Source organism: Massilia sp. YIM B02443, from assembly GCF_030411955.1.
Classification (GTDB): domain Bacteria; phylum Pseudomonadota; class Gammaproteobacteria; order Burkholderiales; family Burkholderiaceae_D; genus Telluria.
In genome coordinates this window covers 1-20,403 of sequence record NZ_JASNRA010000041.1, presented here as the reverse complement: position 1 = coordinate 20,403, position 20,403 = coordinate 1, and the positions used below count along the sequence as shown (strand labels likewise).

Genomic DNA, 20,403 nt, shown 5'->3' with positions numbered 1-20,403 from the left:
ACTTCTGATCGCGCTCTTTTTGTGGGGGGATTACCCACTGACCGTCTTCTGCTCGACGTGGCCACTACGCCCGGTCGACGGGAAGATGTACCCTTTCTCAACTGCCTGCATTCTTCGCATGACGATCGTCGCAGCACGCCCGACCAGCGGCACCCGCAAATCCGTGGCACCGTCACGCCACGAGTTCTTTGTCTTGGACTTGGGGATCGTCCACCACAGTCCATCCTTCTCACGGGCCACCTCGCTCACTTCCATCTCGAGAATCTCGCTACCGCGAGTGCACGTCCACATGTAAAGGGTGACGACGTCTTCTACGAGCCTGGGAAAATTCGGTAGCCAGTTAATCGGCAATCCGATCTCGTCCGCGTTGAGAACTCGCTTTGAAGTGCCGACGCGCTCCCCCTCTCTAACGCGGCCTTTGCTGCGCAGATTCCCGCGCATGATCTGACGCCACCAGTTCGGCACTTCTGGATCCAGGCGGCCTGCATCGTGCCCATATTCCCAAGACGCCCCCAGCTCTATCCGGATCCGGCCTGCCTGAACTGGCGTGCCGAGGTACGCCTGGAGAATATCGAAGGCGGTCGCATGTGACACCTTTGCAGCTTCCATCTCTGCGAATTCAGGATGATCAGTGAAAACCTTCTCGATCGTTCGCCTGGTTTCGTCGATGCCCTTTGGCTTGCGATTGCGCGTGACGTGACCATCGAAGTACAGCTTCCAGAGCGCCCTAACGGAAAAGCGATTTGCCGCAGCGCTCCGCTTGGCTTCGCCCGCCCCGCGCTCTTCGCTCCGTACTGCACGTCGATCCGCAGCTGGGTCGCGTCCAGCCGCTCGCGCGTCGCGTAGCTTTTCCCATTAGACTTCTGCGCGTGCGGCCGACCTTTCCGACCATGTGCCGATCTTCACCTGGCGCATGCGTTGATCGACCGGGCTCTTGTAGCGATAGATCCACGAACGGCTCTTCGTGGACACCTCCAGACGCAGCCCCTGGCAGTCGGAAATGGTAAAGTGTTGACTTGGCTGTAGCAGCTTGGCCGCGCGTGCATCAAAGTGCATGTGTCGTTCCTGGCGTGGGTTTAGCGTAGCTTTTCGTTCAGTGCCCATAGCACAGGAGAATTGTAGCGTAGCTTCATTTTGAAGAATGCGAAAACCTACGCCAAACCGCAAAGTGTTGTGACGCTTTGCGATGTGTTGTGAATGAAGCGACGCAATGAGGCCCAAGAGCGCAAGCCCAATCGAATCATGCACTTAGACGAAGAAATGCCGCTAGATCAACAAGTTGCGAAAGCCGCCAAAAGCAGCCACACCCCTATGATGCAGCAGTACCTGAGCATCAAGGCCGACTACCCCACCATGCTGGTGTTCTACCGCATGGGCGACTTCTACGAGCTGTTCTTCGAGGACGCCGAAAAGGCGGCCCGCGTGCTCGGCATCACCCTCACCGCGCGCGGCAAGTCGGGCGACCAGCCGATCAAGATGGCGGGCGTGCCGTTCCACTCGCTGGACGGCTACCTGGCCAAGCTGGTCAAGCTGGGCGAGTCGTGCGCGATCTGCGAACAGATCGGCGACCCGGCCCTGTCGAAAGGCCCGGTCGAGCGCAAGGTGGTGCGCGTGGTCACGCCCGGCACCCTGACCGATTCCGACCTGCTGCCCGAAAAAGCCGAGCGGCCGCTGCTCGCGCTGTGTCTTCTGAACCAGCGCAAGACCGTCAGCGCCGGCCTGGCCTGGCTGTCGCTGGCCAGCGGCAACCTGCGCCTGATGGAGTTCTCGGGCGACGCGCGCGCGGTCGAGGCGCGCCTGAACCATGAACTGGAACGCATCGCGCCGGCCGAGATCCTGCGCGCCGACTGCGCCGACATGTTCGAGAACGAGGCCGCGCACGCGCACACCCAGCGCGTGCCCGAATGGCACTTCGACGTGGTCAAGGGCCACGGCGCCCTGCTCGAGCAGCTGGGCGTGGCCACGCTCACCGGCTTCGGCGCCGACGGCATGGGCGCCGCGTTCGGCGCCGCCGGCGCGCTGCTCAAGTACGCGCAAGCCACCCAGGGACGCGGCCTGCAGCACGTGCGGGCCCTGGCCTGCGAACTCGAGAACGAATACATCGGCCTCGACGCCGCCACCCGCCGCAACCTGGAACTGACCGAGACCATCCGCGGCCAGGAGTCGCCAACCCTGTTCTCGCTGCTCGACGGCTGCCGCACCGCGATGGGTTCGCGCCTGCTGCGCCACTGGCTGCACCACCCGCGCCGCGACCAGGCGGTGGCGCGCAGCCGCCACCAGTCGATCGAAGCGCTGTTGCAGGCCGATGCCAGCCACACCCTGTCGTCGGCGCTGGCCCAGGTGCCGGACATCGAACGCATCACCACGCGCGTGGCGCTGCTGACGGCGCGTCCGCGCGACCTGGCCGCCCTGCGCGACGGCATCAAGGTGCTGCCGACGGTGCGCGAGCAGGTGGCGCGCTGCTTCATCCCGGGCGACACCTCTCTGCTGCGCGAGATCCACGAAGACCTGGCTACGCCGGGCGAATGCCTCGATCTGCTGGTGCGCGCCGTTGCCGAGGAACCGGCCACCATGGTGCGCGACGGCGGCGTGTTCGCGCGCGGCTTCGACGCCGAACTCGACGAACTGCGCGCGCTGTCCGAGAACGCCGGCCAGTTCCTGGTCGAGCTGGAGACGCGCGAGCGCGCCCGCACCGGGATTGCCAACCTGCGCGTCGAGTACAACCGGGTGCACGGCTTCTACATCGAAGTCACCAACGGCCAGGCCGACAAGGTGCCGGACGACTACCGCCGCCGCCAGACGCTGAAGAACTGCGAACGCTACATCACGCCGGAGCTGAAGGCCTTCGAGGACAAGGCGCTGTCGGCGCAGGACCGCGCGCTGGCGCGCGAGAAGATGCTGTACGACCAGCTCCTTGGCGACCTGGCGCCGCACATCGGCTGCCTGCAGACCATCGCGCGCGCGCTGGCCCAGGTCGACACCCTGGTGGCACTGAGCAGCCACGCGCTGCGCCACAACTGGTGCGCGCCGGTCCTGAGCGACGCGCCATGCCTGACCATCGTCGAGGGCCGCCATCCGGTGGTGGAAAACCAGATCGAGCGCTTCATCGCCAACGATTGCCGCCTGTCGAACGACCGCCGCCTGCTCCTGATCACCGGCCCGAACATGGGTGGTAAGTCGACCTTCATGCGCCAGGTGGCCCTGATCACGCTGCTGGCCTACGTCGGCAGCTACGTGCCGGCGCAGAGCGCGACCATCGGCCCGATCGACCGCATCTTCACCCGCATCGGCGCCAGCGACGACCTGGCCAACGGCCGCTCGACCTTCATGGTCGAGATGACCGAATCGGCCGCGATCCTGAACGGCGCCACCGAGCATTCGCTGGTGCTGATGGACGAAGTGGGCCGCGGCACCTCGACCTTCGACGGTCTCGCCTTGGCGTGGGCCATCGCGCGCCACCTGATCGAATCGAGCCGCAGCTTCACGCTGTTCGCGACCCACTATTTCGAGCTGACCCAGTTGCCGGAGTCGTATCCGAGCGCGGTCAACGTGCACCTGTCGGCGGTCGAGCACAAGGACAGCATCGTGTTCCTGCATGCGGTGCAGGATGGCCCGGCGTCGCAGAGCTACGGCCTGCAGGTGGCGCAGCTGGCGGGAGTGCCGCCGGCGGTGATCAAGGCCGCGCGCAAGCACCTGGCGCGGCTCGAAGCGCAGGCGCTGGATGCGACGCCGCAGCTGGACCTGTTCGCGGCGCCGTCGGCCGACGTGCAAACCGAGGCCGAGGAGACTGCGCCGGCGTTCGTGGCGCCACAGGACGACGGTTTGCGCGACGCGCTCGACGCCATCGACCCGGACGCGCTCACGCCGCGCGAGGCGCTCGAGCGCCTCTACGAACTGAAGCGCCTGGCCGCCTGATGCCGCAACAAAGCCTGCCCTTCCACCTGGCTGGCGCGCTCGCCGCCCTTCTCGCCCTGTCGCCGCTGGCCGGCGCCAAGGACAAGAAGGACAAGGTGGACGAACACGCGCACCGGTTCGCGGTGATCGGGCACGGCGTCACCGAGGACGGCGACGCGCGCCTGAAGGAAGCGCTGAACGACTCGTCCGAGAAGTCGCTCGCCTTCGTGGTCCTGAACGGGATCAAGGGCGAGAAGGAGAGCTGCGGCGACCGGCTGTACCAGAAGCGGCGCGACATGATCGAGAAGGCCAGGCGGCCGATCGTGGTGTCGCTGGCCGGCAGCGACTGGACCGGCTGCCGCAATTCGCTCAACCGCACCAACGCCATCGAACGCCTGAACCGGCTGCGCGAGCTGCTGTACGGCGAGCCGGAGTCGCTCGGGATCGAGAAGATCGCGCTCACGCGCCTGTCGGCCAGTCCGCGCTTTCGCAGTTATGCCGAGAACGCGCACTGGAAGGTCGGCAAGGTGCTGTACGCCACCATCAATCTGCCGGCCGGGAACAACCACTATCTGCCGGCGGCGGGCCGCAACAGCGAGTACGAAGACCGCACCGTGGCCAACCGCTTCTGGCTGAATCGCCTGTTCGCGATTGCGCGCAGCGACAAGGCCGAGGCATTGGTGCTGTTTTCGGAAGGCGCGGTGCGGCCGCTGTACCTGGGTAATCCGGACGGTCTGCGCGGCTTGCTGCGGCGCGCGCCGGAAGGCAAGGACGGGTTCGAGGCGACGCGGCAGCAGGTGCAGGCGCGGGCCGTCAAGTTCGACGGCAAGGTGCTGCTGGTCGACAGCGGTGACGTCTCGGGGAAGAAGCCGCAGATCGAGTGGAAAGGCAATATCGGCCAGCTTTCAGTCGGCGCGAAAGCAGTCGAAGTCGACGTGACGGTGGGGAAAAAAGCGGAATTCGTGGTCGGGGATGCAAAGCAGGACGGAAAGCAGGACGGAAAGCAGTAAGCGCTTGCCGCGCTCACTGCCCCAATCCTCGTCCGTGGTCATCGCGCCAGGCTTGACGCGAATGAGCACGATACGACCATCCGATTACTGCAGCGGCTGGCTACGGAAGTGGTCGCCCTCTTCGCTGTCTTCCATCTCATGATGGTGACCGCCCGCGCCGTGCACGTGGCCGTGCTGGATTTCTTCGGCGGTGGCCGCGCGCACGTCGATCACCGACAGTTCGAAGCGCAGCGCCATGCCGGCCAGCGGGTGGTTGCCGTCCAGGACCACCTTGTCGTCGGCGATCTCGGTCACGGTGAAGATCACCGGCTCGTCGTCGCCGCCGTCGGCCACGCCTTCGAACTGCATGCCGACTTCGATCGGCTCGGGCAGGCGGGCGCGGTCTTCGACCTTGACCAGCTCTGGCTCGTAGTCGCCGAAACCGTCTTCCGGCTCGATCTGGATCGTCGACGCATAGCCAGCTTCCTTGCCGTCGAGTTCTTCTTCGATCTTCGGCAGGGTGTTTTCGTAGCCGCCGTGCAGGTACACCATCGGCTGCGAACCTTCCTCGATGAGGTTGTTCTGCGCGTCGGACAGTTTGTAGTTGACCGTTACGACCGTATCTTTGGCAATCTTCATCGCACATCCTTTCGTTGTAAGGTCCGGATTATACTCCCGTTACCGACCCTGTCCGGATCACGCCCGTTATAATGTCGCATGAAAAAATTACAGCTTCTCGGTGATATTACTCCCGCACAGTTTCTTCGCGATTATTGGCATAAGAAACCTCTGTTAATCCGCGGCGCCATTCCCGGATTCAAACCCCTGCTTCCATTCGACAAGCTGGCCGAACTGGCCAAGCTGAACCACGTCGAATCGCGGCTGGTGACCCAGCGCGACGGCGAATGGAATATGGAACACGGCCCGCTGGCCGAATTGCCGCCGCGTACCGAACCGAACTGGACTATGCTGGTACAGGGCGTCAACCTGCACGACGAACGCGCCGACGCGCTGCTGCGCCAGTTCCGCTTCGTGCCGGACGCGCGCCTGGACGACCTGATGGTCAGCTTCGCCACCGACGGCGCCGGCGTCGGCCCCCACTACGATTCTTACGACGTGTTCCTGCTGCAGGCGCACGGCAAGCGGCGCTGGAAGATCGGCGCGCAGCAAGACCTGACCCTGGTCGAGGGCCTGCCATTGAAGATCCTGGCCAATTTCGAGCCCGAAGAAGAGTTCGTGCTGGAGCCGGGCGACATGCTGTACCTGCCGCCGCACTACGCCCACGACGGCATCGCCGAGGGCGAATGCATGACCTATTCGATCGGCTTCCGTTCGCCGTCGTTCCAGGAACTGGGAGAATCGTTCCTGCAGTTCATGGCCGACTCGATCGACCTGCCGGGCCGTTACGCCGATCCGGAACTGACGCTGGCCAAGAACCCGGCCGAGATCCCGAAGGACATGCTCTCGACCGTCATCGAAGAGCTGAACAAGGTGCGCTGGGACGAGGAAGACGTGACCGTGTTCCTGGGTGAACACCTGTCCGAGCCGAAGCACAACGTGTTCTTCACGCCGGTGGAAAATCCGCTGACCATGGGCCGCTTCACGGAGAAGGCCGCAAGGAAAGGGCTGAAGCTCTCCAGCAAGAGCCTGATGCTGTACCGCGGCAAGCACGTGTTCATCAACGGCGAATCGTTCGCCGTCGGCCGCGCCGACAAGGCGGTGCTGGACGTGCTGGCCAACGAGCGCCGCCTCGAAGGCGCCCTGCTGGCCAAGGCCACCGACGACGTGCTGGAAGCCCTGTACACCTGGTACCAGGACGGTTGGCTCGAGCTGGGCTGAGCCGGCGAATCCATTATGACCGAGCCGCGCGTGGTCAAGTTCGATACCCGGCGCGAACTGGCGCTCCAGCTCCGCGCCTGCATCGACGCGGCGCGCGCCGGCCTCGACCTGTTCGATCCCGATTTCGCGGTCTATCCCTTGGGCAGCCTCGAGGTAGACACCCTGCTGCGTGCCTTCCTGGCGCGCGGCGGCCGCTTGCGCCTGGCGCTGCACGACACCGCGCACATCGAGCGCCACACTCCCCGCTTCCTGCGCCTGCTGCGCGACTACAGCCACCTGTGCGAATGCCGCCAGACACCGCGCAGCCTGCGCCAGCTGACCGATTCCTTTTGCATCGGCGACGGGCGCGACATCGTGCGGCGTTTCCATAGCGACCATTTGCGCGGCGAAGCATCGTTCGGCGAACTGGCTGCGATCGAACTGCCGCGCCATCGTTTCGATGCGATCTGGGTTGAATCCCGGATTACCTTGCAGCCTACGATCGCAGGCTTATAAATATCTAAAAATCATTTGAAACGTGTCAACCGAGTTAGTCGGTACACCGTTTACTGATCAGTTGCATCTTGTAACAATATGAAGCCAATTTAGTCGCAAAAATATTTCGCTACGGCATGTGTTCGCTATTGCGATTTAGTAAAATTGACTATAATATCAGCCCAGGAAGGTTCCGTTGCCTACGTGGCATTTTTGCTATACAGGCAAGCACGAGAATTCCGCTGAGAAATAATTACCGGTAATTATTATTCGCAACAAGTCTCACGATTTGTACATACTAAGGAAAAAACCATGAAAAAATCCCTGCTGATCGCTGGCCTGATGGCTCTGACCCTGGCTGCTTGCGCCAAGAAAGAAGAAACCACCGTTGCTCCAGCAACCACCGAGACCCCAGCTGCTGTCACCACCACCGACACCACCGTGGCCCCTGCTGCTGACGCAACCGCTCCAGCCGCTGCTGACGCTGCTGCTGCTGACGCTGCTGCTGCTGCCAACACCGCAACCGACGCAGCTGCTGCTGCTTCGGCTGCCGCTTCGGAAGCTGCTTCGGCCGCTGCTGAAACCAAGTAATCAGATTCTTCTGATTCAGAAAGACCGGCCTGCGGGCCGGTTTTTTTTCGTCTGTCGCTGTTGGCTTCCGGACGCACCGGATCAAGGGTCGCGGCGCAGCCGGCAGCACAATAAAAAACCGGCCACGAAGGCCGGTTTTTTTATCTACGAAGCAAGCCGAAGATCACTTCAGCTCATCATTGAGCAGCTGCAGGATCTTGGTCGCAGTCGGCGACGTATCCGCCTTGCCGTCATTGGTCTGCACCGTGACTTCGCTGACGTTGGCGCCTTGCGCCGACTTGACCAGCACGCGGTAACGCTGTGCTTCCTTCGCCTCGTCTTCCGACTTGCCGAAGGTGAACAGGCGCTTGAAGAAGCCATCCTTTTCCGCGCTTTCCGGATCGACGTAGCGCACGAAGTAGATGCCCTGCACGCGGTCGCGGTCTTCGACGGTGAAGCCGACGCGGTCCAGCGCCAGGCCGACACGGCGCCAGGCGCGATCGAATCCTTCGTCCAGCTCGACCTTGTCGCCCACCAGCTTGGCGTGCAGCGGCGCGACCGGGGCGTTGGCGACGGTGGCTTGCGCCGCCGGCACGTCCTTGCTACCGGTCAGCATCGCCACCATGCGGCCCAGGAATTGCGATTCCAGGCCCGGATCGTTCGGACGCATCCTCCACACGAACGACTCGGTGTTGGTCGAACCGATCTGCACCTCTTCGGCGCCGCGGTGGCTGACCCAGATCTCGGTCGAGCCGTCCGGCAGGCGCTCGAGGCGGGTGCGGAACTTGTCGCGCTCGCCGGTCGAGTAGGCCTTGTCGAACACGCGCCCGATCACGTTGCGCAGGAAGTCTTGCGGGATCTTCGAACGGTTCTCGACCCAGGTGGTTTCCATGGTGCCGGTGGTCGCCGACTCGGTCTCGATGGCGAAGCCCTGCTCTTCCCAGAACTGGCGCAGTTGCGGCCACAGCACTTCAGGGGTCTGCTTGACCACCAGCCAGCGCTGGTCGCCGTTGCGCTCGACGCGCACGGCGTCGGTCGAGATCGGGCCGATGGTCTGGCTCGACACGGGTCCTGCGACCTGGCCGGCGCCGGCAGCTGCCTGGCCCTGCTGGAAGCTCGACGCCGTGGCCACGCCGCGGCCGTCGGGGATGGCGTAGCGGTTGTCGCGCTGCAGCGCGGTCAGGTCCGGCGGAACGTCCAGCGGCGCGGCTTTCTTGGCGCCCTGGTAATCCACCTTGTTCGATTCGAACACGGTGGTGCAGGCCCCCAGGCTGAGTGCGATCGCGCCGAGGGTCAGCACGCGCGCGACGGCAGGGGCGGGAGCGGATACCAGAGTCTTGTTCTTGCGATTAGTCATGTCGTTCGATGTCAGGTCAGGAACCCGAACCCTCGCGGGTTCAGGATGGGGTATGGACGCCGGCTTCCACCAGGGCGGCGCGCACGGTCTCGTGGTAGGCGGCGGACAACGGGGCCAGCGGCAGGCGCAGGCCGGCCGGCATCTTGCCCATTTCGGCCAGCGCCCACTTCACCGGCACCGGGTTCGGTTCGATGAACAGCTTGGCGTGCAGGCCGAGCACGCGGTTGTTGATCTCGACCGCGCGCGCGATGTCGCCGGCCATGGCGGCCGCGCACAGTTCGTGCATGGCGCGCGGGGCGACGTTGGCGGTGACCGAGATATTGCCGGCGCCGCCGCAGAACATCAGCGTCATCGCGGTCGGATCGTCGCCCGAGTAGACGGCGAACGATTTGTCGACCATCTTGAGCAGCTCGATGCCGCGGCCGATGTTGCCGGTGGCGTCCTTGATGCCGACGATGTTGTCGATCGGCGCCAGGCGCGCGACGGTCTCGTTGGCCATGTCGGCCACGGTGCGTCCCGGCACGTTGTACAGGATGATCGGCAGGTCGACGGCTTCGGCGATGGTGCGGAAGTGGCGATACATCCCTTCCTGGGTCGGACGGTTGTAGTACGGCACCACCTGCAGCGAGGCGTCGGCGCCGACCGCCTTGGCGTGACGGGTCAGCGCGATCGCTTCCGCCGTCGAATTGCCGCCGGTGCCGGCGATGACCGGGATGCGGCCGGCGACATGGTCGACCGCCAGTTTGATCAGTTCGCCATGTTCTTCCGGCGACACGGTCGCGGATTCGCCCGTGGTGCCGACGATGACGATCGCGTCGGTGCCCTCGGCGACGTGCCAGTCGATCAGCTTGCGCAAGGAATCGCGGTCAACGCTGCCGTCTTCGAACATCGGCGTCACGAGTGCAACAATACTGCCCTTAATCATAATCTTTTGACCGTGCAATTCTAGAAAAGTCTGATTGTAGCGGATCGTCCGCCGCTATGGTTCATTCCTGACCACAATATGGTCGAGCCGGGCCTCGGTTTTGGCGAACGCCGGCCCGGCGGCGCACAGCCGCTGCACCTGCGCCGGATGCGGGCGCTCGACGTGGCCGTCCTCAAAGGCCAGCACCTGCAGGCCGCCATCCTGCGCCAGCGCCAGCAGCTCGCCGGGCGCCAGCAAGAAGTCTGGATTCGACGGCTTGCCGTAGATCTGGTTGCCCTGGGCGAAGGTTTCGTAGATCAGGATGCCATCCGGCCGCAGGCTGCGCGCCAGGTGCGCGAACAGCGGACGGTGCAGGTAATTGGTGACCACGATGACGGCGAAGCGCCCTGCCTCGAATGGCCACGGCGAGCCCTCGGCCTCGAGGTCGTATTCCATCGCGGTGACGCCGGCGCCGGCGGCACTGGCCAGCGACTCGGTGTTGCGGTCGAGCGCCAGCACCTCGTGGCCGCGTGCGGCCAGCAGGCGCGTGTGGCGGCCGCTGCCGCATGCCAGGTCGAGCGCCTCGCCGGGCCTGGCGAGCGCAATAAAGCGTTCGACCCAAGGCGACGGCGGCAGGTTCATCATGTTGGCGTCACGGGTTTCAGGCATCGCGTCTTCAGAGCAGGAAGAAGGTGAACGGCGTCGCCACCAGGCGCACCAGCGTTTCGCCGACCGCCATCACCGGGATCACCCAGTAGCCGACCACTTTCAGAAACACCAGCGCCAGCACGATGAAGAAACCGTAGGGCTCGATGCGCGCGAATTTGTAGGCCAGCGAGTGCGGCAGCATGCTGGTGACCACGCGGCCACCGTCGAGCGGCGGGATCGGCAGCAGGTTGAAGGCCATGATCAGGAGGTTGGTCACGATGCCGGCTTGCGCCACGCGGGTCGGGAATTCCTCGTCCACGTTCAGGAAGATCATCAGTGCACCGAACACCAGCCACATCACGGCCATGATGAAGTTGGCGGCGGGTCCGGCCAGCGAGACCCAGGCCATGTCGCGCTTCGGGTTGCGCAGGCGGCCGAACTCGACCGGCACCGGCTTGGCGTAGCCGAACACGAAGCCGGTGGTCAGGAACAGCACGATCGGGATCACGATCGTGCCCCAGATATCGACGTGGACCAGCGGGTTCAGGCTCATCCGGCCTTGCGAATAAGCGGTGTTGTCGCCGAAATACCTGGCGGCGTAGGCGTGAGCGGCTTCGTGCAGGGTAATCGCAAAAAGGACGGGCAGCGCGTAGACGGCTATGGTGCGTATCGTTTCATCCATGGCGGCGATTCTATCAGAGCCCGGCAGTACGCTGGCGGGGGCGATGGCGGGAAGAAGGCGAGCCAGGCCGGGCCTAAGCCCAGCTTAAGGATCGCGCCCCCGGATGCGCGGCGGCGCGGCCTCCCGTTGCAGGATGGCCGCGCCGCCAGGGTTGAAGCCCGATCAGTGCCTCACAGGCCGAAGGCGGCCGGGTCGCCCCTGCCCTCGCGCACCAGTTCCGGCTCGGGGCCGGTCAGGTCGATGACGGTGGTCGCTTCCAGCATGCCGGCGCCGCCGTCGATGATCAGTTCGATCTGCTTTTCCAGGCGCTCGCGCACCTCGTCCGGGTCGGACAGCATGTGATCGTCCCCCGGCAACTGCAGCGTGGTGCCGATCAGCGGCTCGCCCAGCTCTTCCAGCAGCGCCAGCGTGATCTTGTTTTCCGGCACGCGCAAGCCGATGGTCTTGCGCGACGGGTGCGACAGCCGGCGCGGCAGTTCGCGGGTGGCTTCCAGGATCACCGTGTACGGGCCCGGCATGGTGGCCTTCAGCAGGCGGTATTGCGAGTTGTCGACGCGCGCGTACTGCGCCACTTCGGACAGGTCGCGCACCAGCAAGGTCAGGTGGTGCTTGTCGTCCACACCGCGGATCCGGCGCAGTTTCTCGACCGCGGACTTGTCGTCCAGGCGGCACACCAGCGCATAGGCGGAATCGGTCGGCAGCGCGACGATGCCGCCGGCGCCGACGATCTGGGCCGCCTGCTTGATCAGGCGCGCTTGCGGGTTTTCAGGGTGGATCTGGAAATATTGGCCCATCTTGTTGGATTCCTGTTAGCGGATGGCTTGCAGCGCGGCGATGCGCTGCTCCATCGGCGGGTGAGTCGAGAACAGCGCGCCCCAGCCGCCGCCGCTGCCCGAGATGCCCGAGGCGGACATCGACTTCGGCAGGGCGCCAGGCGCAAAGCCGCCCAGGCGCGCCAGTGCATGCTGCATCGGCACCGGGCTACCCATCAGGCGCGCGGCGCCGGCGTCGGCGCGGAATTCGCGCTGGCGCGAGAACCAGGCGACGATGATCGAGGCGACCAGGCCGAACAGGATTTCGCACACGAACACGGTGGCGTAGTAGCCAATCCCGGGGGCGCTGTCTTCCTTGCGGAACAGGAGCTTGTCCACAAAAAAGCCGACCACGCGCGCCAGGAACACNTCGCACACGAACACGGTGGCGTAGTAGCCAATCCCGGGGGCGCTGTCTTCCTTGCGGAACAGGAGCTTGTCCACAAAAAAGCCGACCACGCGCGCCAGGAACACGACGAAGGTGTTGACCACGCCCTGGATCAGGGTCAGCGTCACCATGTCGCCGTTGGCGATGTGGGCGACTTCGTGGCCGAGCACGGCCTCGACTTCGTCCCGGTTCATGCTTTGCAGCAGGCCGGTGGAGACGGCGACCAGCGCCGAATTCTTGAAGGCGCCGGTGGCGAAGGCGTTCGGCTCGCCGTCATACACGGCGACTTCGGGCATGCCAATGCCTGCGCGTTCCGACAGGCGCTGCACGGTTTGCACCAGCCACTGCTCGGTGGCATTGGCCGGCTGTTCGATGACGCGTGCACCGGTCGACCACTTGGCCATCGGTTTGCTCATCAGGAGCGAGATGAAGGACCCGGTGAAGCCGACCACCAGCGAGAACACGGCCAGCGCCGGCAGGTTGATCCCTTCCGCCGACACGACGCGGCCCAGGCCGAGCAGGTTCATCACCAGCGACAGCACCAGAACCACGGCGAGGTTGGTGGCAAGGAACAGGACGATACGCTTCATGGCGGAAGTCTCCCGAAAAACTGATAACAGGATGCCAAGGTAGGGCTGAGGCAGGGGAAATTCAAGGGCTCGGCCGTGCCGCAGCCCCTGGATCAGCGCGCTTGCTCGAGGAAAAAGCGCAGCATCTCGCCCGATGCCGACGGCCCCGTCGGATCGGTATGCGACCCGGCCGCATTGCCACCGCTCCACGCATGCCCCGCCCCGTGTACCACCCAGTGCTCGGCCACCGCCCTGCCCTCGCGATTGCGCCAGGTCGACTGCGTGCAGCGCCGCTTGCCCTGCTGATGCGTATCGCGCTGCACGTGCAGCGGCGTCGCCTGCTCCTTCGCGTGCACCGCCACGAACTGCTGCAATACCGCGTCGCCATTGTCCGCGTGCACCAGGTGGTCGCCGTCGCCATGGAACACGATGATCGGCACCCCTTCGCGCAAGGCCCGCGCCCGTCCCGGCTTCTTCATCGCGTTCAACCCCGACATCAAGTCGCGCGCACAGCCTGCCGCCAGGCCGGAGTGAACGCCCACCGCCGCGTACAGTTCGGGATACTCGGCGCCGAGGATCGCCGCCATTGCCCCGCCCGCCGACAGGCCGGCGGCGAAGATGCGCGAGGTGTCGGCGCCATGTTCGGCGGCGACCTGGCGCGTCATTGCCGCCAGCAACTCGGGCTCGCCCACGCCGCGCACCTGGTGGCCGGCCTCGAACCAGTTCCAGCAGCGGTTGCGGTTGGCCTTGCCGTCCTGCTCCGGATACAGCACCAGGCAACCATGCTGTTCGGCCAGCGCGTTCATGCCGGTGCCGACGGCGAAATCGTCGGAACCTTGCGTGCAGCCGTGCAGCATCACGACCAGGGGCCGCGCGGCGCCGGTCGACTGCGACGGTACATACAGCTTGTAGCGGCGCGTGCCGGCCTCACAAGAGAAACTGCCGCCAATGAACTTGCCGGGCAGATTCTCTTGCGGCGGCTTGACCGGACCACGCGCCGGCGCCGGACGTGCCCGCGCTTGCGGACGCGGCTGCGGCTTCTTTTTGCTCCATTCCGGCGCGGGATTCAGATCGATGAAGTCAGCGCCATCGTCCCGAGCGGTCGTCGCCGGCTGCGGCGCCATGAGCCCCGCATCGGCCAGCGCTTTCTGGATCACATCGGTTGCCGACGAGACGTCGCGCGCATTCACTAATCGCGCCGAATCCATCATTTGGGCAATAAATTTATCGAGTTTCATACAATGTCCTATTCATGAGTGAACGCGGTCGGCTAGCGCAGCGCGTACCGCTGGCGGCGCGACAAAGGCGCCTAGCACCTGCACCGAAGCGATTGCTTTTACGGCCAACTCAGCCGGCACGTCGTCTTCGATTACAGCCAGGCCGAGCACGTGAATATCAAGTTGCTGCCCATCCGCCACCACCTGCTCCAGCTCACGTAGCGAATAGCGGTGCAGGCCCATCACGTAGCGCTTGCGCACCACTGTCTGGCGGATGGCTTCCGCGTTCTGCTGTAGCAGGTTGCGGATCGCGGTGCGGACGAAATCGGTGCGGTTCGAATAAAAGCCTTCTTCGACCAGCAAGTCCATCTGGGCCAGGTCGACCAGGCCGACGTTGACGGTGACCTTGTCACTGTCCGGCAGCTTTTGCTGCGAGGCGACGATTTTCATATTCCATACTCCTCTTATACTCCAATTGGAGTATAGATTCGATTTTTCAAGAGCGCGACCGTTTTCACGCAGCGTATGGACGAAATGAGACAGGCCGATATCGCTCGACGACATCGGCCTGGAAAAGTATCAGGAGAATTTTTAGAAGCAGGCGCTACAGCTTGGCGGGCGCACTCAGAACCAGTCGTGCCACACCGGCGTCACGCTCGACGGCAGCGGCGGCAATTGCGCGAACTCGACTCGCGCCTCGCCCGGCGCATGGAAGTCGGTGCCGCGTGACGCCAGGAAGCCATAGCGGCGCGCGATCTCGGCGTAGGTGGCGTACTGGTCCGGCGTATGGCTGCCGGTCACCACTTCGATGGTATTGCCGCCCAGCTGGCGGAACTCGTCGAACAGCGCCCCTTCGGCAGTGGCGTCGAATTTATAGCGTCCCGGATGCGCGATCACGGGGATCCCGCCCGCGCCGCGGATCCAGCCCATCGCTTCGGACAGCGTGGCCCAGCGATGCGGCACGTAGCCCGGCTTACCCTCGGTCAGGTACTTGCGAAACACTTCGGAGGTGGTGCTGCAGATGCCAAGCTCGCACAGATAGCGCGCGAAGTGGGTGCGCGACACCAGGTCGGGATTGGCGACGTAGCGCAGCGCGCCCTCGTAGGCGCCGGGAATGCCGGCCTGCTCCAGCTGGGCCGAGATTTCGCGCGCGCGCGCCTCACGCCCGGCGCGGGTCGCGGCCAGACCGTCGATCAGCGCCCGGTTGTTCTCGTCGAGCTGCAGGCCGACCACGTGCACCGTCTGGTTGGCCCAGGTCACCGAAATCTCGACGCCCGCCACGAAGCGCATGCCCAGCTCGGCCGCCGCGGCGCGCGCCGCCCTGATGCCGCCGACCTCGTCGTGGTCAGTCAGCGCCCACACGTCGACCCCGCCCTTGCGCGCATAGGCGGCGACGGCCGGCGGCGCGAGGACGCCGTCGGAGACATTCGAATGGCAGTGGAGGTCGACTTTCAGCATGGCGTGATGGGCGTTCATGGACATTCCATTGTACGCGCATTACGCCATCGGCGACGGCGGCCGCGACGGCTGCCGTTGCACCCGGCAACAGTTCAGTCAGGCACGAGCATCGAGCGGATCGTGCCCTGCTTGGCCAGCACATAATCGTGCCCCGCCAGCACCAGGTTGGTGGTCGGCTGGATCACCTTGATGTTGATGAAGATGGTGTCGCGCGTCTCGGCGTACGAACCCACCACCACCGCCTGCGCCTTGTGGGTGCCGGCCACCTCGCCCAGCTCGCGGGTGAGCATCAGTTCGCCCTGGTGGCGCTTCAGGTAGACGCTGTTGCGCAGCTTCATTTCCAGCATCGGCAGGCCGGCCTGGGCCAGGCGGGTCGAGATCTGCTCGGACACCACGCGGCCCAGCATCGAGCTCTGCTCGAGCGCGTCGATGTTGACGATGGTGGCCATGATCAGCGGCTTGTCGCCGTCCAGCTTGCCGCGCAATTGGGTCTGCAAGGCATCGGCGGCGCGGTAGTTGGCGGACACGAAATCGTTGCCGGCCACCGCCGTGTAATCGACGTTGTTGCCGAAGCCGGCGCAGCCGCCCAGCAGCAGGGACAGGCCAAGTGCGCCAGCGAAAGTTTTCAGTTTCAACATACGCGCCTCAATGATCCTTGACCACGAACGTCTTCGACGGCTGCAGCGCGGCGTCATACAGGGCGCGGTCTTCGTCGCTGGTGTAATACACCGAGGTGGTGCGCGCGTAGTAGCGCGACTCGTCCGCCACCGACAGGGTGACGATGGCCTCGGTCCTGGGCGTCGCGCCCGGCGCGAACTGGGCGGTGAACCAGCGGTAGGCGTCATAGGTATAGATCGCCGCCGTGCCCAGCCATTCGGGGCTGTGGTCGATTCCGGTCAGCACCCAGGCGCCGCTGGCCAGCGTGCTCGGCAGGCCGACGTAGCGGTATTGCGGACGATCCTTGGTGAACGGCACCACTTGCGTGTCGAGTTCGATCTTCAGCGAGCCGGCGTCTGGCGTCTTGAGCACCACGAAGCCATCGTTGACCAGCGCCGTGACCAGGTGGGTGGTGACGCCGCGGCTGAAGGCGGAAGCTTGCAGCGGCATCACGTACAGCGGGCGCTTGGGCGCGCTCTGCAGCGTCGGACGCAGTTCGGTCGCCATGTGGCGCGCGATCACGCCCCAGTGCGCGGCGGCCTGCAGCTTGGCCTGCTGGGTGCTGGTGAAGTTGGTGGCTACCGGGACCGGGCTGTACGGAATGGCGCAGCCCGCCAGGAGCAGGCTGCTTGCCAGTACGGGTACAAGCGCGGGTACAAGCGCGGGTACAAGCGCGGGCGCAAGCACGCTCAGCGGTCGGGCAGTGAACCCCATCGTCAATCCTGTTCGGTCAATGGTGCAACCGGACTGGCGCACGCTCGGGGGCGACTGTAGCACAGCCATTTCCCAGCAGCAATTTTTCAGTCGCCCATAGGCGGCGACTGAGGTATGGATACAACGACAACGGCGTTATGGCGCAGCCAGGAACTCCTCGACCATCCGCGCCAGCAGTTCCGGCTGGTCATGGTGCAGCATGTGCCCGGCCTGCGGCACCATGCGCGCCGTCACCCGTTTCAGGTGCCCCATGCGGCGGTCGATCTCGGCGCGCGCCTGTTCCTTCGGTCCCATCCAGCGCCACATGTCGGTCTCTTCCGCCTCGACCCACAGCACCGGCGCCGTGATCGCTTCCCAGGCGGCCATGATCTCGTCCACCCGGTACGGCAGCGGCCCGGTCATTTTATGGGCCGGGTCGCCCAGGATCTTCCACTCGCCATCACGGTCCTGCTCGGCCCAGTGCGACGCCAGGAAGGCGGCGCGCTCGAACGACAGGCGCGGATTGGTCTTGCGCAGGCGCGCCGCCACCTCGTCCAGGCTGGCATAGCCGCGCATGACCGGCGGCTCGCGCAATTCATCCAGCCACTTCGCCACCCGGCCCGGATACTGCGCCGGACGCGCGGCCGGCAAGCCGAAGCCTTCCAGGTTGACCAGCTTGCCGACCCGCTGCGGACGCACGCCGGCATACAGTCCGGCGATGTTTCCGCCCATGCTGTGGCCGAGCAGGTTGATGGCCGCCGTTGGCCCATCCTCTGGCGCGTAATGGTCGAGCAGTGCGTCGAGATCGGCCAGGTAGTCGGGGAACCAGTAAGTGTCCAGGCCCGAGCGCTGGCTCAGGCCGAAGCCGCGCCAGTCGGGTGCGATCACGTGCCATTGTCCCTGCAGGCAATCGACCATGAACTGGAACGAGGCCGACATGTCCATCCAGCCATGCAGCATGAACAATGTAGGCGCTCCCGGTTCGCCCCAATGGCGCACGTGCAGGCGCAAGCCGCGCACGGTCAGGAATTCGGAACGGGACGGTGTCATGGGGCTCCCAAAAATAGAACGATCGTGCTGACGATTATAGAGGGGAACCGTTGAATTCGTGCGACCCGGCCCCATCTGCCGATGCTTGGGAAGTTCGGGGTACGGCGAAACGCGATGCCGGTGACCGAAGGGGTTGGCAGGAGCGGTAAAATAGCGGCATTTTCCAACCCTCCATCTCTTGCGAGCACGACCATGGCGATCTACCAGCTGGGCGACGACATACCTGACATCGACCCGTCGGCGTTCGTCGCCGACACGGCCACCGTGCTGGGCAAGGTGACGCTGGAAGCGGGCGCCACGGTCTGGTTCGGCGCGACACTGCGCGGCGACAACGAACGGATCACGATCGGCGCCGGCAGCAACGTCCAGGAAGGTACGGTGATGCATACCGATCCCGGTTACCCGCTGACGATCGGCAACAAGGTGACGATCGGCCACCAGGCGATGCTGCATGGTTGCACGATCGGCGACGGTGCGCTGATCGGGATCCAGGCCGTGATCCTGAACGGCGCACGGATCGGCAAGGGTTGCCTGGTCGGCGCCGGCGCCCTGGTCACCGAAGGCAAGGAATTCCCGGACGGTTCGCTGATCCTGGGCTCGCCCGCGAAGGTGGTGCGACAACTGACACAAGAAGACCTGCTGCGCCTCGAAGGCACGGCCGCCGGCTACGTCGCGCGCGGCCAGCTGTACAAGACGCAGCTCAAGAAAATCGGATAAAAGAATGACGACTGAAACTAGTTCGCCCTTGGGCACCACTGCTGGGGATACCCTGCAAAAATTCATCTTCGACAACGCTGCCGTGCGCGGCGAGCTGGTCGAGATTTCCGACACCTGGCGCGAGATCCAGGCGAGGCACGGCTACCCGAAAGCGGTGCGTGCGGTGCTGGGCGAAATGGTCGCCGCCGGCGCCCTGCTCTCGGCCAACCTCAAGTTCAACGGCGCGATCGTGATGCAGATCCACGGCGACGGCCCGGTGCGCCTGCTGGTGGTCGAATGCGATGCCGACCTGCGCATGCGCGCCACCGCCAAGCTGGCGCCCGACGTCGAGATCGCGGACGACGCCAGCCTGACCGAGCTGTTCAACGTCGGCGGCAAGGGCCGCTTCGTGATCACGCTCGACCCGGCCGACAAGGTGCCGGGCCAGCAGCCCTACCAGGGCGTGGTGCCGCTCGACGGCGACAGCATGGCGACCGTGATCGAAAACTACATGCTGCGCTCGGAGCAGATGGACACCCGCCTGTGGCTGGCGGCCGACGACGGCGTCGCGCGCGGCCTGCTGCTGCAGAAGCTGCCGCGCCACAGCGGCAAGGAAGACCAGACCAAGCAAGCCACCGAGGCCGAAGACCTGGAAACCTGGAACCGCGCCGCCATGCTGGGCCAGACCCTCAAGCGCGAAGAACTGCTGTCGACCGACATCGCGACCCTGATGCGCCGCCTGTTCTGGGAAGAGACGATTCGCGTGTTCGACCCGCTGCAGCCGACCTTCCATTGCAGCTGCAACCGCGAAAAGGTCGGCAACATGCTCAAGATGCTGGGCCGGGAAGAAGTCGACTCGGCGCTGGCCGAACTGGGCGAACTGGGCATCAACTGCGACTTCTGCGGCAAGCACTACGCCTTCGACAAGGTCGATTGCGCGCAGCTGTTCGCCAGCGAGACCACGGCCGAGGCGGTGATGCCGCCGAGCGGAAGCACACACTGAGCAGCACGCACCATGCAATGGCCACCGGCAGCACGCGCTCAGCGCTGCCGGTGCGCTGTGTGTTGCGGACTGCCTAGAACAGCACGTACAGCGTGACCAGAATATAGGCCAGCGGTGCCAGCCACAGCAGCATGGCAAACGCGAGCGCCGCCGGCGCCTTGCGCGCGAGCGTCGGATGCTCGGCCAGGCGCGCCCTGAGCACGAACCGTTCCTCCAAACTTATGCAAATCTAACCGGAATTAGCTTTGCGGTTGGATTCCTGCTTCGCCGGAGCCGGTTTCACCTTGCATTGCTGCAAAGCCAGAGCCTTCTCCTCCACAGGCCGACACGGTCGAACTGACCGTGTGAAACTCACCGCCATGTTTTTCAGGTTGATCGCTGCGTTGACGTCCCGGTCGTGCAATAGCCCACATCCGGGGCAGGTCCAGTGCCGGACCGCCAGCTCAAGCTGGGCTAACCGGACGCCACAGCCTGAACAAGTCTTGCTGCTGGGGTACCAGCGG

24 protein-coding genes are annotated in these 20,403 nt (G+C 64.8%); 7 read left to right on the top strand and 17 right to left on the bottom strand.

Features of this window, described 5'->3' with window-relative positions:
* Positions 1–30: 30 nt before the first annotated feature.
* A complete protein-coding gene (locus tag QPK27_RS24295) occupies positions 31–609 on the bottom strand; it encodes a hypothetical protein (RefSeq protein ID WP_290420736.1) in 579 nt (192 codons plus the stop codon).
* Between the two features lie 246 nt (positions 610–855).
* On the bottom strand, positions 856–1,056 hold the full coding sequence (locus QPK27_RS24290; RefSeq protein WP_290420735.1) for an integrase arm-type DNA-binding domain-containing protein: 201 nt from the start codon (positions 1,054–1,056) through the stop codon (positions 856–858).
* Positions 1,057–1,311: 255 nt separating this feature from the next.
* Between QPK27_RS24290 and mutS the strand changes: the two genes are divergently transcribed.
* Positions 1,312–3,915 carry a DNA mismatch repair protein MutS gene (gene mutS, locus QPK27_RS24285; protein ID WP_290420734.1) on the top strand — a complete coding sequence of 868 codons (2,604 nt, stop codon included), beginning with the start codon at positions 1,312–1,314 and terminating at the stop codon, positions 3,913–3,915.
* A complete protein-coding gene (locus tag QPK27_RS24280) occupies positions 3,915–4,904 on the top strand; it encodes a hypothetical protein (RefSeq protein WP_290420733.1) in 990 nt (329 codons plus the stop codon). The genes mutS and QPK27_RS24280 overlap by 1 nt, the downstream gene beginning before the upstream one ends.
* Positions 4,905–4,988: 84 nt before the next feature.
* Here the strand turns inward: QPK27_RS24280 and QPK27_RS24275 are convergent, their stop codons facing one another.
* Positions 4,989–5,522: a peptidylprolyl isomerase gene (locus QPK27_RS24275; RefSeq protein ID WP_290420732.1), complete on the bottom strand. Its 534-nt coding sequence runs from the start codon at positions 5,520–5,522 to the stop codon at positions 4,989–4,991.
* 78 nt (positions 5,523–5,600) lie between these two features.
* Between QPK27_RS24275 and QPK27_RS24270 the strand changes: the two genes are divergently transcribed.
* The 3 genes from QPK27_RS24270 (at position 5,601) to QPK27_RS24260 (ending at position 7,787) form a co-directional block, all read left to right on the top strand.
* Complete coding sequence (locus tag QPK27_RS24270; protein WP_290420731.1) at positions 5,601–6,722, top strand: cupin domain-containing protein; 1,122 nt, start codon at positions 5,601–5,603, stop codon at positions 6,720–6,722.
* Between the two features lie 15 nt (positions 6,723–6,737).
* Positions 6,738–7,217 carry a hypothetical protein gene (locus QPK27_RS24265; RefSeq protein WP_290420730.1) on the top strand — a complete coding sequence of 160 codons (480 nt, stop codon included), beginning with the start codon at positions 6,738–6,740 and terminating at the stop codon, positions 7,215–7,217.
* A gap of 291 nt (positions 7,218–7,508) precedes the next feature.
* Positions 7,509–7,787 (top strand): hypothetical protein, encoded by a 279-nt coding sequence (locus tag QPK27_RS24260; protein ID WP_290420729.1) that lies wholly within the window; start codon positions 7,509–7,511, stop codon positions 7,785–7,787.
* A 163-nt stretch (positions 7,788–7,950) separates the two neighbouring features.
* On the opposite strand, the gene bamC is transcribed toward QPK27_RS24260, so the two are convergent.
* The 12 genes from bamC to QPK27_RS24200 form a co-directional block, all read right to left on the bottom strand.
* Positions 7,951–9,123, bottom strand: a complete 1,173-nt coding sequence (gene bamC / locus QPK27_RS24255; protein WP_290420728.1) for an outer membrane protein assembly factor BamC — start codon at positions 9,121–9,123, stop codon at positions 7,951–7,953.
* Between the two features lie 40 nt (positions 9,124–9,163).
* Positions 9,164–10,048 carry a 4-hydroxy-tetrahydrodipicolinate synthase gene (gene dapA / locus QPK27_RS24250; RefSeq protein ID WP_290420727.1) on the bottom strand — a complete coding sequence of 295 codons (885 nt, stop codon included), beginning with the start codon at positions 10,046–10,048 and terminating at the stop codon, positions 9,164–9,166.
* A gap of 54 nt (positions 10,049–10,102) precedes the next feature.
* A complete protein-coding gene (locus tag QPK27_RS24245) occupies positions 10,103–10,696 on the bottom strand; it encodes a bifunctional 2-polyprenyl-6-hydroxyphenol methylase/3-demethylubiquinol 3-O-methyltransferase UbiG (protein WP_290420726.1) in 594 nt (197 codons plus the stop codon).
* Between the two features lie 7 nt (positions 10,697–10,703).
* On the bottom strand, positions 10,704–11,357 hold the full coding sequence (locus QPK27_RS24240; protein ID WP_290420725.1) for a site-2 protease family protein: 654 nt from the start codon (positions 11,355–11,357) through the stop codon (positions 10,704–10,706).
* A gap of 170 nt (positions 11,358–11,527) precedes the next feature.
* Positions 11,528–12,151 (bottom strand): L-threonylcarbamoyladenylate synthase, encoded by a 624-nt coding sequence (locus QPK27_RS24235; protein ID WP_290420724.1) that lies wholly within the window; start codon positions 12,149–12,151, stop codon positions 11,528–11,530.
* Between the two features lie 15 nt (positions 12,152–12,166).
* Positions 12,167–13,147 (bottom strand): protease HtpX, encoded by a 981-nt coding sequence (gene htpX, locus QPK27_RS24230; RefSeq protein WP_290420723.1) that lies wholly within the window; start codon positions 13,145–13,147, stop codon positions 12,167–12,169.
* A gap of 92 nt (positions 13,148–13,239) precedes the next feature.
* On the bottom strand, positions 13,240–14,364 hold the full coding sequence (locus tag QPK27_RS24225) for a PHB depolymerase family esterase (protein WP_290420722.1): 1,125 nt from the start codon (positions 14,362–14,364) through the stop codon (positions 13,240–13,242).
* 12 nt (positions 14,365–14,376) lie between these two features.
* Entirely contained in the window at positions 14,377–14,793 is a 417-nt protein-coding gene (locus QPK27_RS24220; RefSeq protein ID WP_290420721.1) for a CopG family transcriptional regulator, read from the bottom strand.
* Between the two features lie 174 nt (positions 14,794–14,967).
* Complete coding sequence (locus tag QPK27_RS24215; RefSeq protein ID WP_290420737.1) at positions 14,968–15,801, bottom strand: 3',5'-nucleoside bisphosphate phosphatase; 834 nt, start codon at positions 15,799–15,801, stop codon at positions 14,968–14,970.
* Positions 15,802–15,893: 92 nt separating this feature from the next.
* Positions 15,894–16,439 carry a FlgO family outer membrane protein gene (locus QPK27_RS24210; RefSeq protein ID WP_290420720.1) on the bottom strand — a complete coding sequence of 182 codons (546 nt, stop codon included), beginning with the start codon at positions 16,437–16,439 and terminating at the stop codon, positions 15,894–15,896.
* A gap of 7 nt (positions 16,440–16,446) precedes the next feature.
* Positions 16,447–17,172, bottom strand: a complete 726-nt coding sequence (locus tag QPK27_RS24205) for a hypothetical protein (RefSeq protein WP_290420719.1) — start codon at positions 17,170–17,172, stop codon at positions 16,447–16,449.
* A 135-nt stretch (positions 17,173–17,307) separates the two neighbouring features.
* The gene (locus QPK27_RS24200) at positions 17,308–18,201 is read right to left on the bottom strand and encodes an alpha/beta fold hydrolase (RefSeq protein WP_290420718.1); all 894 of its coding nucleotides are present in this window, start codon (positions 18,199–18,201) and stop codon (positions 17,308–17,310) included.
* Between the two features lie 192 nt (positions 18,202–18,393).
* Between QPK27_RS24200 and QPK27_RS24195 the strand changes: the two genes are divergently transcribed.
* On the top strand, positions 18,394–18,918 hold the full coding sequence (locus QPK27_RS24195; protein WP_290420717.1) for a gamma carbonic anhydrase family protein: 525 nt from the start codon (positions 18,394–18,396) through the stop codon (positions 18,916–18,918).
* Positions 18,919–18,922: 4 nt separating this feature from the next.
* Positions 18,923–19,900: an Hsp33 family molecular chaperone HslO gene (gene hslO / locus QPK27_RS24190; protein WP_290420716.1), complete on the top strand. Its 978-nt coding sequence runs from the start codon at positions 18,923–18,925 to the stop codon at positions 19,898–19,900.
* A gap of 73 nt (positions 19,901–19,973) precedes the next feature.
* Here hslO and QPK27_RS24185 read toward each other — a convergent pair whose 3' ends face one another.
* Positions 19,974–20,102, bottom strand: a complete 129-nt coding sequence (locus QPK27_RS24185) for a hypothetical protein (RefSeq protein WP_290420715.1) — start codon at positions 20,100–20,102, stop codon at positions 19,974–19,976.
* A gap of 27 nt (positions 20,103–20,129) precedes the next feature.
* A complete protein-coding gene (locus tag QPK27_RS24180) occupies positions 20,130–20,342 on the bottom strand; it encodes a zinc ribbon domain-containing protein (RefSeq protein WP_308633618.1) in 213 nt (70 codons plus the stop codon).
* Positions 20,343–20,403: the final 61 nt, after the last annotated feature.

Bases quoted from the DNA above. Each gene is read 5' to 3' on its own strand.
- QPK27_RS24275 (WP_290420732.1), bottom strand. From the start codon at position 5,522: ATGAAGATTGCCAAAGATACGGTCGTAACGGTCAACTACAAACTGTCC.
- QPK27_RS24270 (WP_290420731.1), top strand. From the start codon at position 5,601: ATGAAAAAATTACAGCTTCTCGGTGATATTACTCCCGCACAGTTTCTT.
- mutS (WP_290420734.1), top strand. From the start codon at position 1,312: ATGATGCAGCAGTACCTGAGCATCAAGGCCGACTACCCCACCATGCTG.
- QPK27_RS24280 (WP_290420733.1), top strand. From the start codon at position 3,915: ATGCCGCAACAAAGCCTGCCCTTCCACCTGGCTGGCGCGCTCGCCGCC.
- QPK27_RS24290 (WP_290420735.1), bottom strand. From the start codon at position 1,056: ATGCACTTTGATGCACGCGCGGCCAAGCTGCTACAGCCAAGTCAACAC.
- hslO (WP_290420716.1), top strand. From the start codon at position 18,923: ATGACGACTGAAACTAGTTCGCCCTTGGGCACCACTGCTGGGGATACC.
- QPK27_RS24205 (WP_290420719.1), bottom strand. From the start codon at position 17,172: ATGGGGTTCACTGCCCGACCGCTGAGCGTGCTTGCGCCCGCGCTTGTA.
- QPK27_RS24295 (WP_290420736.1), bottom strand. From the start codon at position 609: ATGGAAGCTGCAAAGGTGTCACATGCGACCGCCTTCGATATTCTCCAG.
- QPK27_RS24240 (WP_290420725.1), bottom strand. From the start codon at position 11,357: ATGGATGAAACGATACGCACCATAGCCGTCTACGCGCTGCCCGTCCTT.
- QPK27_RS24220 (WP_290420721.1), bottom strand. From the start codon at position 14,793: ATGAAAATCGTCGCCTCGCAGCAAAAGCTGCCGGACAGTGACAAGGTC.
- QPK27_RS24225 (WP_290420722.1), bottom strand. From the start codon at position 14,364: ATGAAACTCGATAAATTTATTGCCCAAATGATGGATTCGGCGCGATTA.
- QPK27_RS24245 (WP_290420726.1), bottom strand. From the start codon at position 10,696: ATGCCTGAAACCCGTGACGCCAACATGATGAACCTGCCGCCGTCGCCT.
- QPK27_RS24210 (WP_290420720.1), bottom strand. From the start codon at position 16,439: ATGTTGAAACTGAAAACTTTCGCTGGCGCACTTGGCCTGTCCCTGCTG.
- QPK27_RS24265 (WP_290420730.1), top strand. From the start codon at position 6,738: ATGACCGAGCCGCGCGTGGTCAAGTTCGATACCCGGCGCGAACTGGCG.
- QPK27_RS24215 (WP_290420737.1), bottom strand. From the start codon at position 15,801: ATGCTGAAAGTCGACCTCCACTGCCATTCGAATGTCTCCGACGGCGTC.
- QPK27_RS24200 (WP_290420718.1), bottom strand. From the start codon at position 18,201: ATGACACCGTCCCGTTCCGAATTCCTGACCGTGCGCGGCTTGCGCCTG.
- dapA (WP_290420727.1), bottom strand. From the start codon at position 10,048: ATGATTAAGGGCAGTATTGTTGCACTCGTGACGCCGATGTTCGAAGAC.
- QPK27_RS24195 (WP_290420717.1), top strand. From the start codon at position 18,394: ATGGCGATCTACCAGCTGGGCGACGACATACCTGACATCGACCCGTCG.
- QPK27_RS24235 (WP_290420724.1), bottom strand. From the start codon at position 12,151: ATGGGCCAATATTTCCAGATCCACCCTGAAAACCCGCAAGCGCGCCTG.
- bamC (WP_290420728.1), bottom strand. From the start codon at position 9,123: ATGACTAATCGCAAGAACAAGACTCTGGTATCCGCTCCCGCCCCTGCC.
- QPK27_RS24260 (WP_290420729.1), top strand. From the start codon at position 7,509: ATGAAAAAATCCCTGCTGATCGCTGGCCTGATGGCTCTGACCCTGGCT.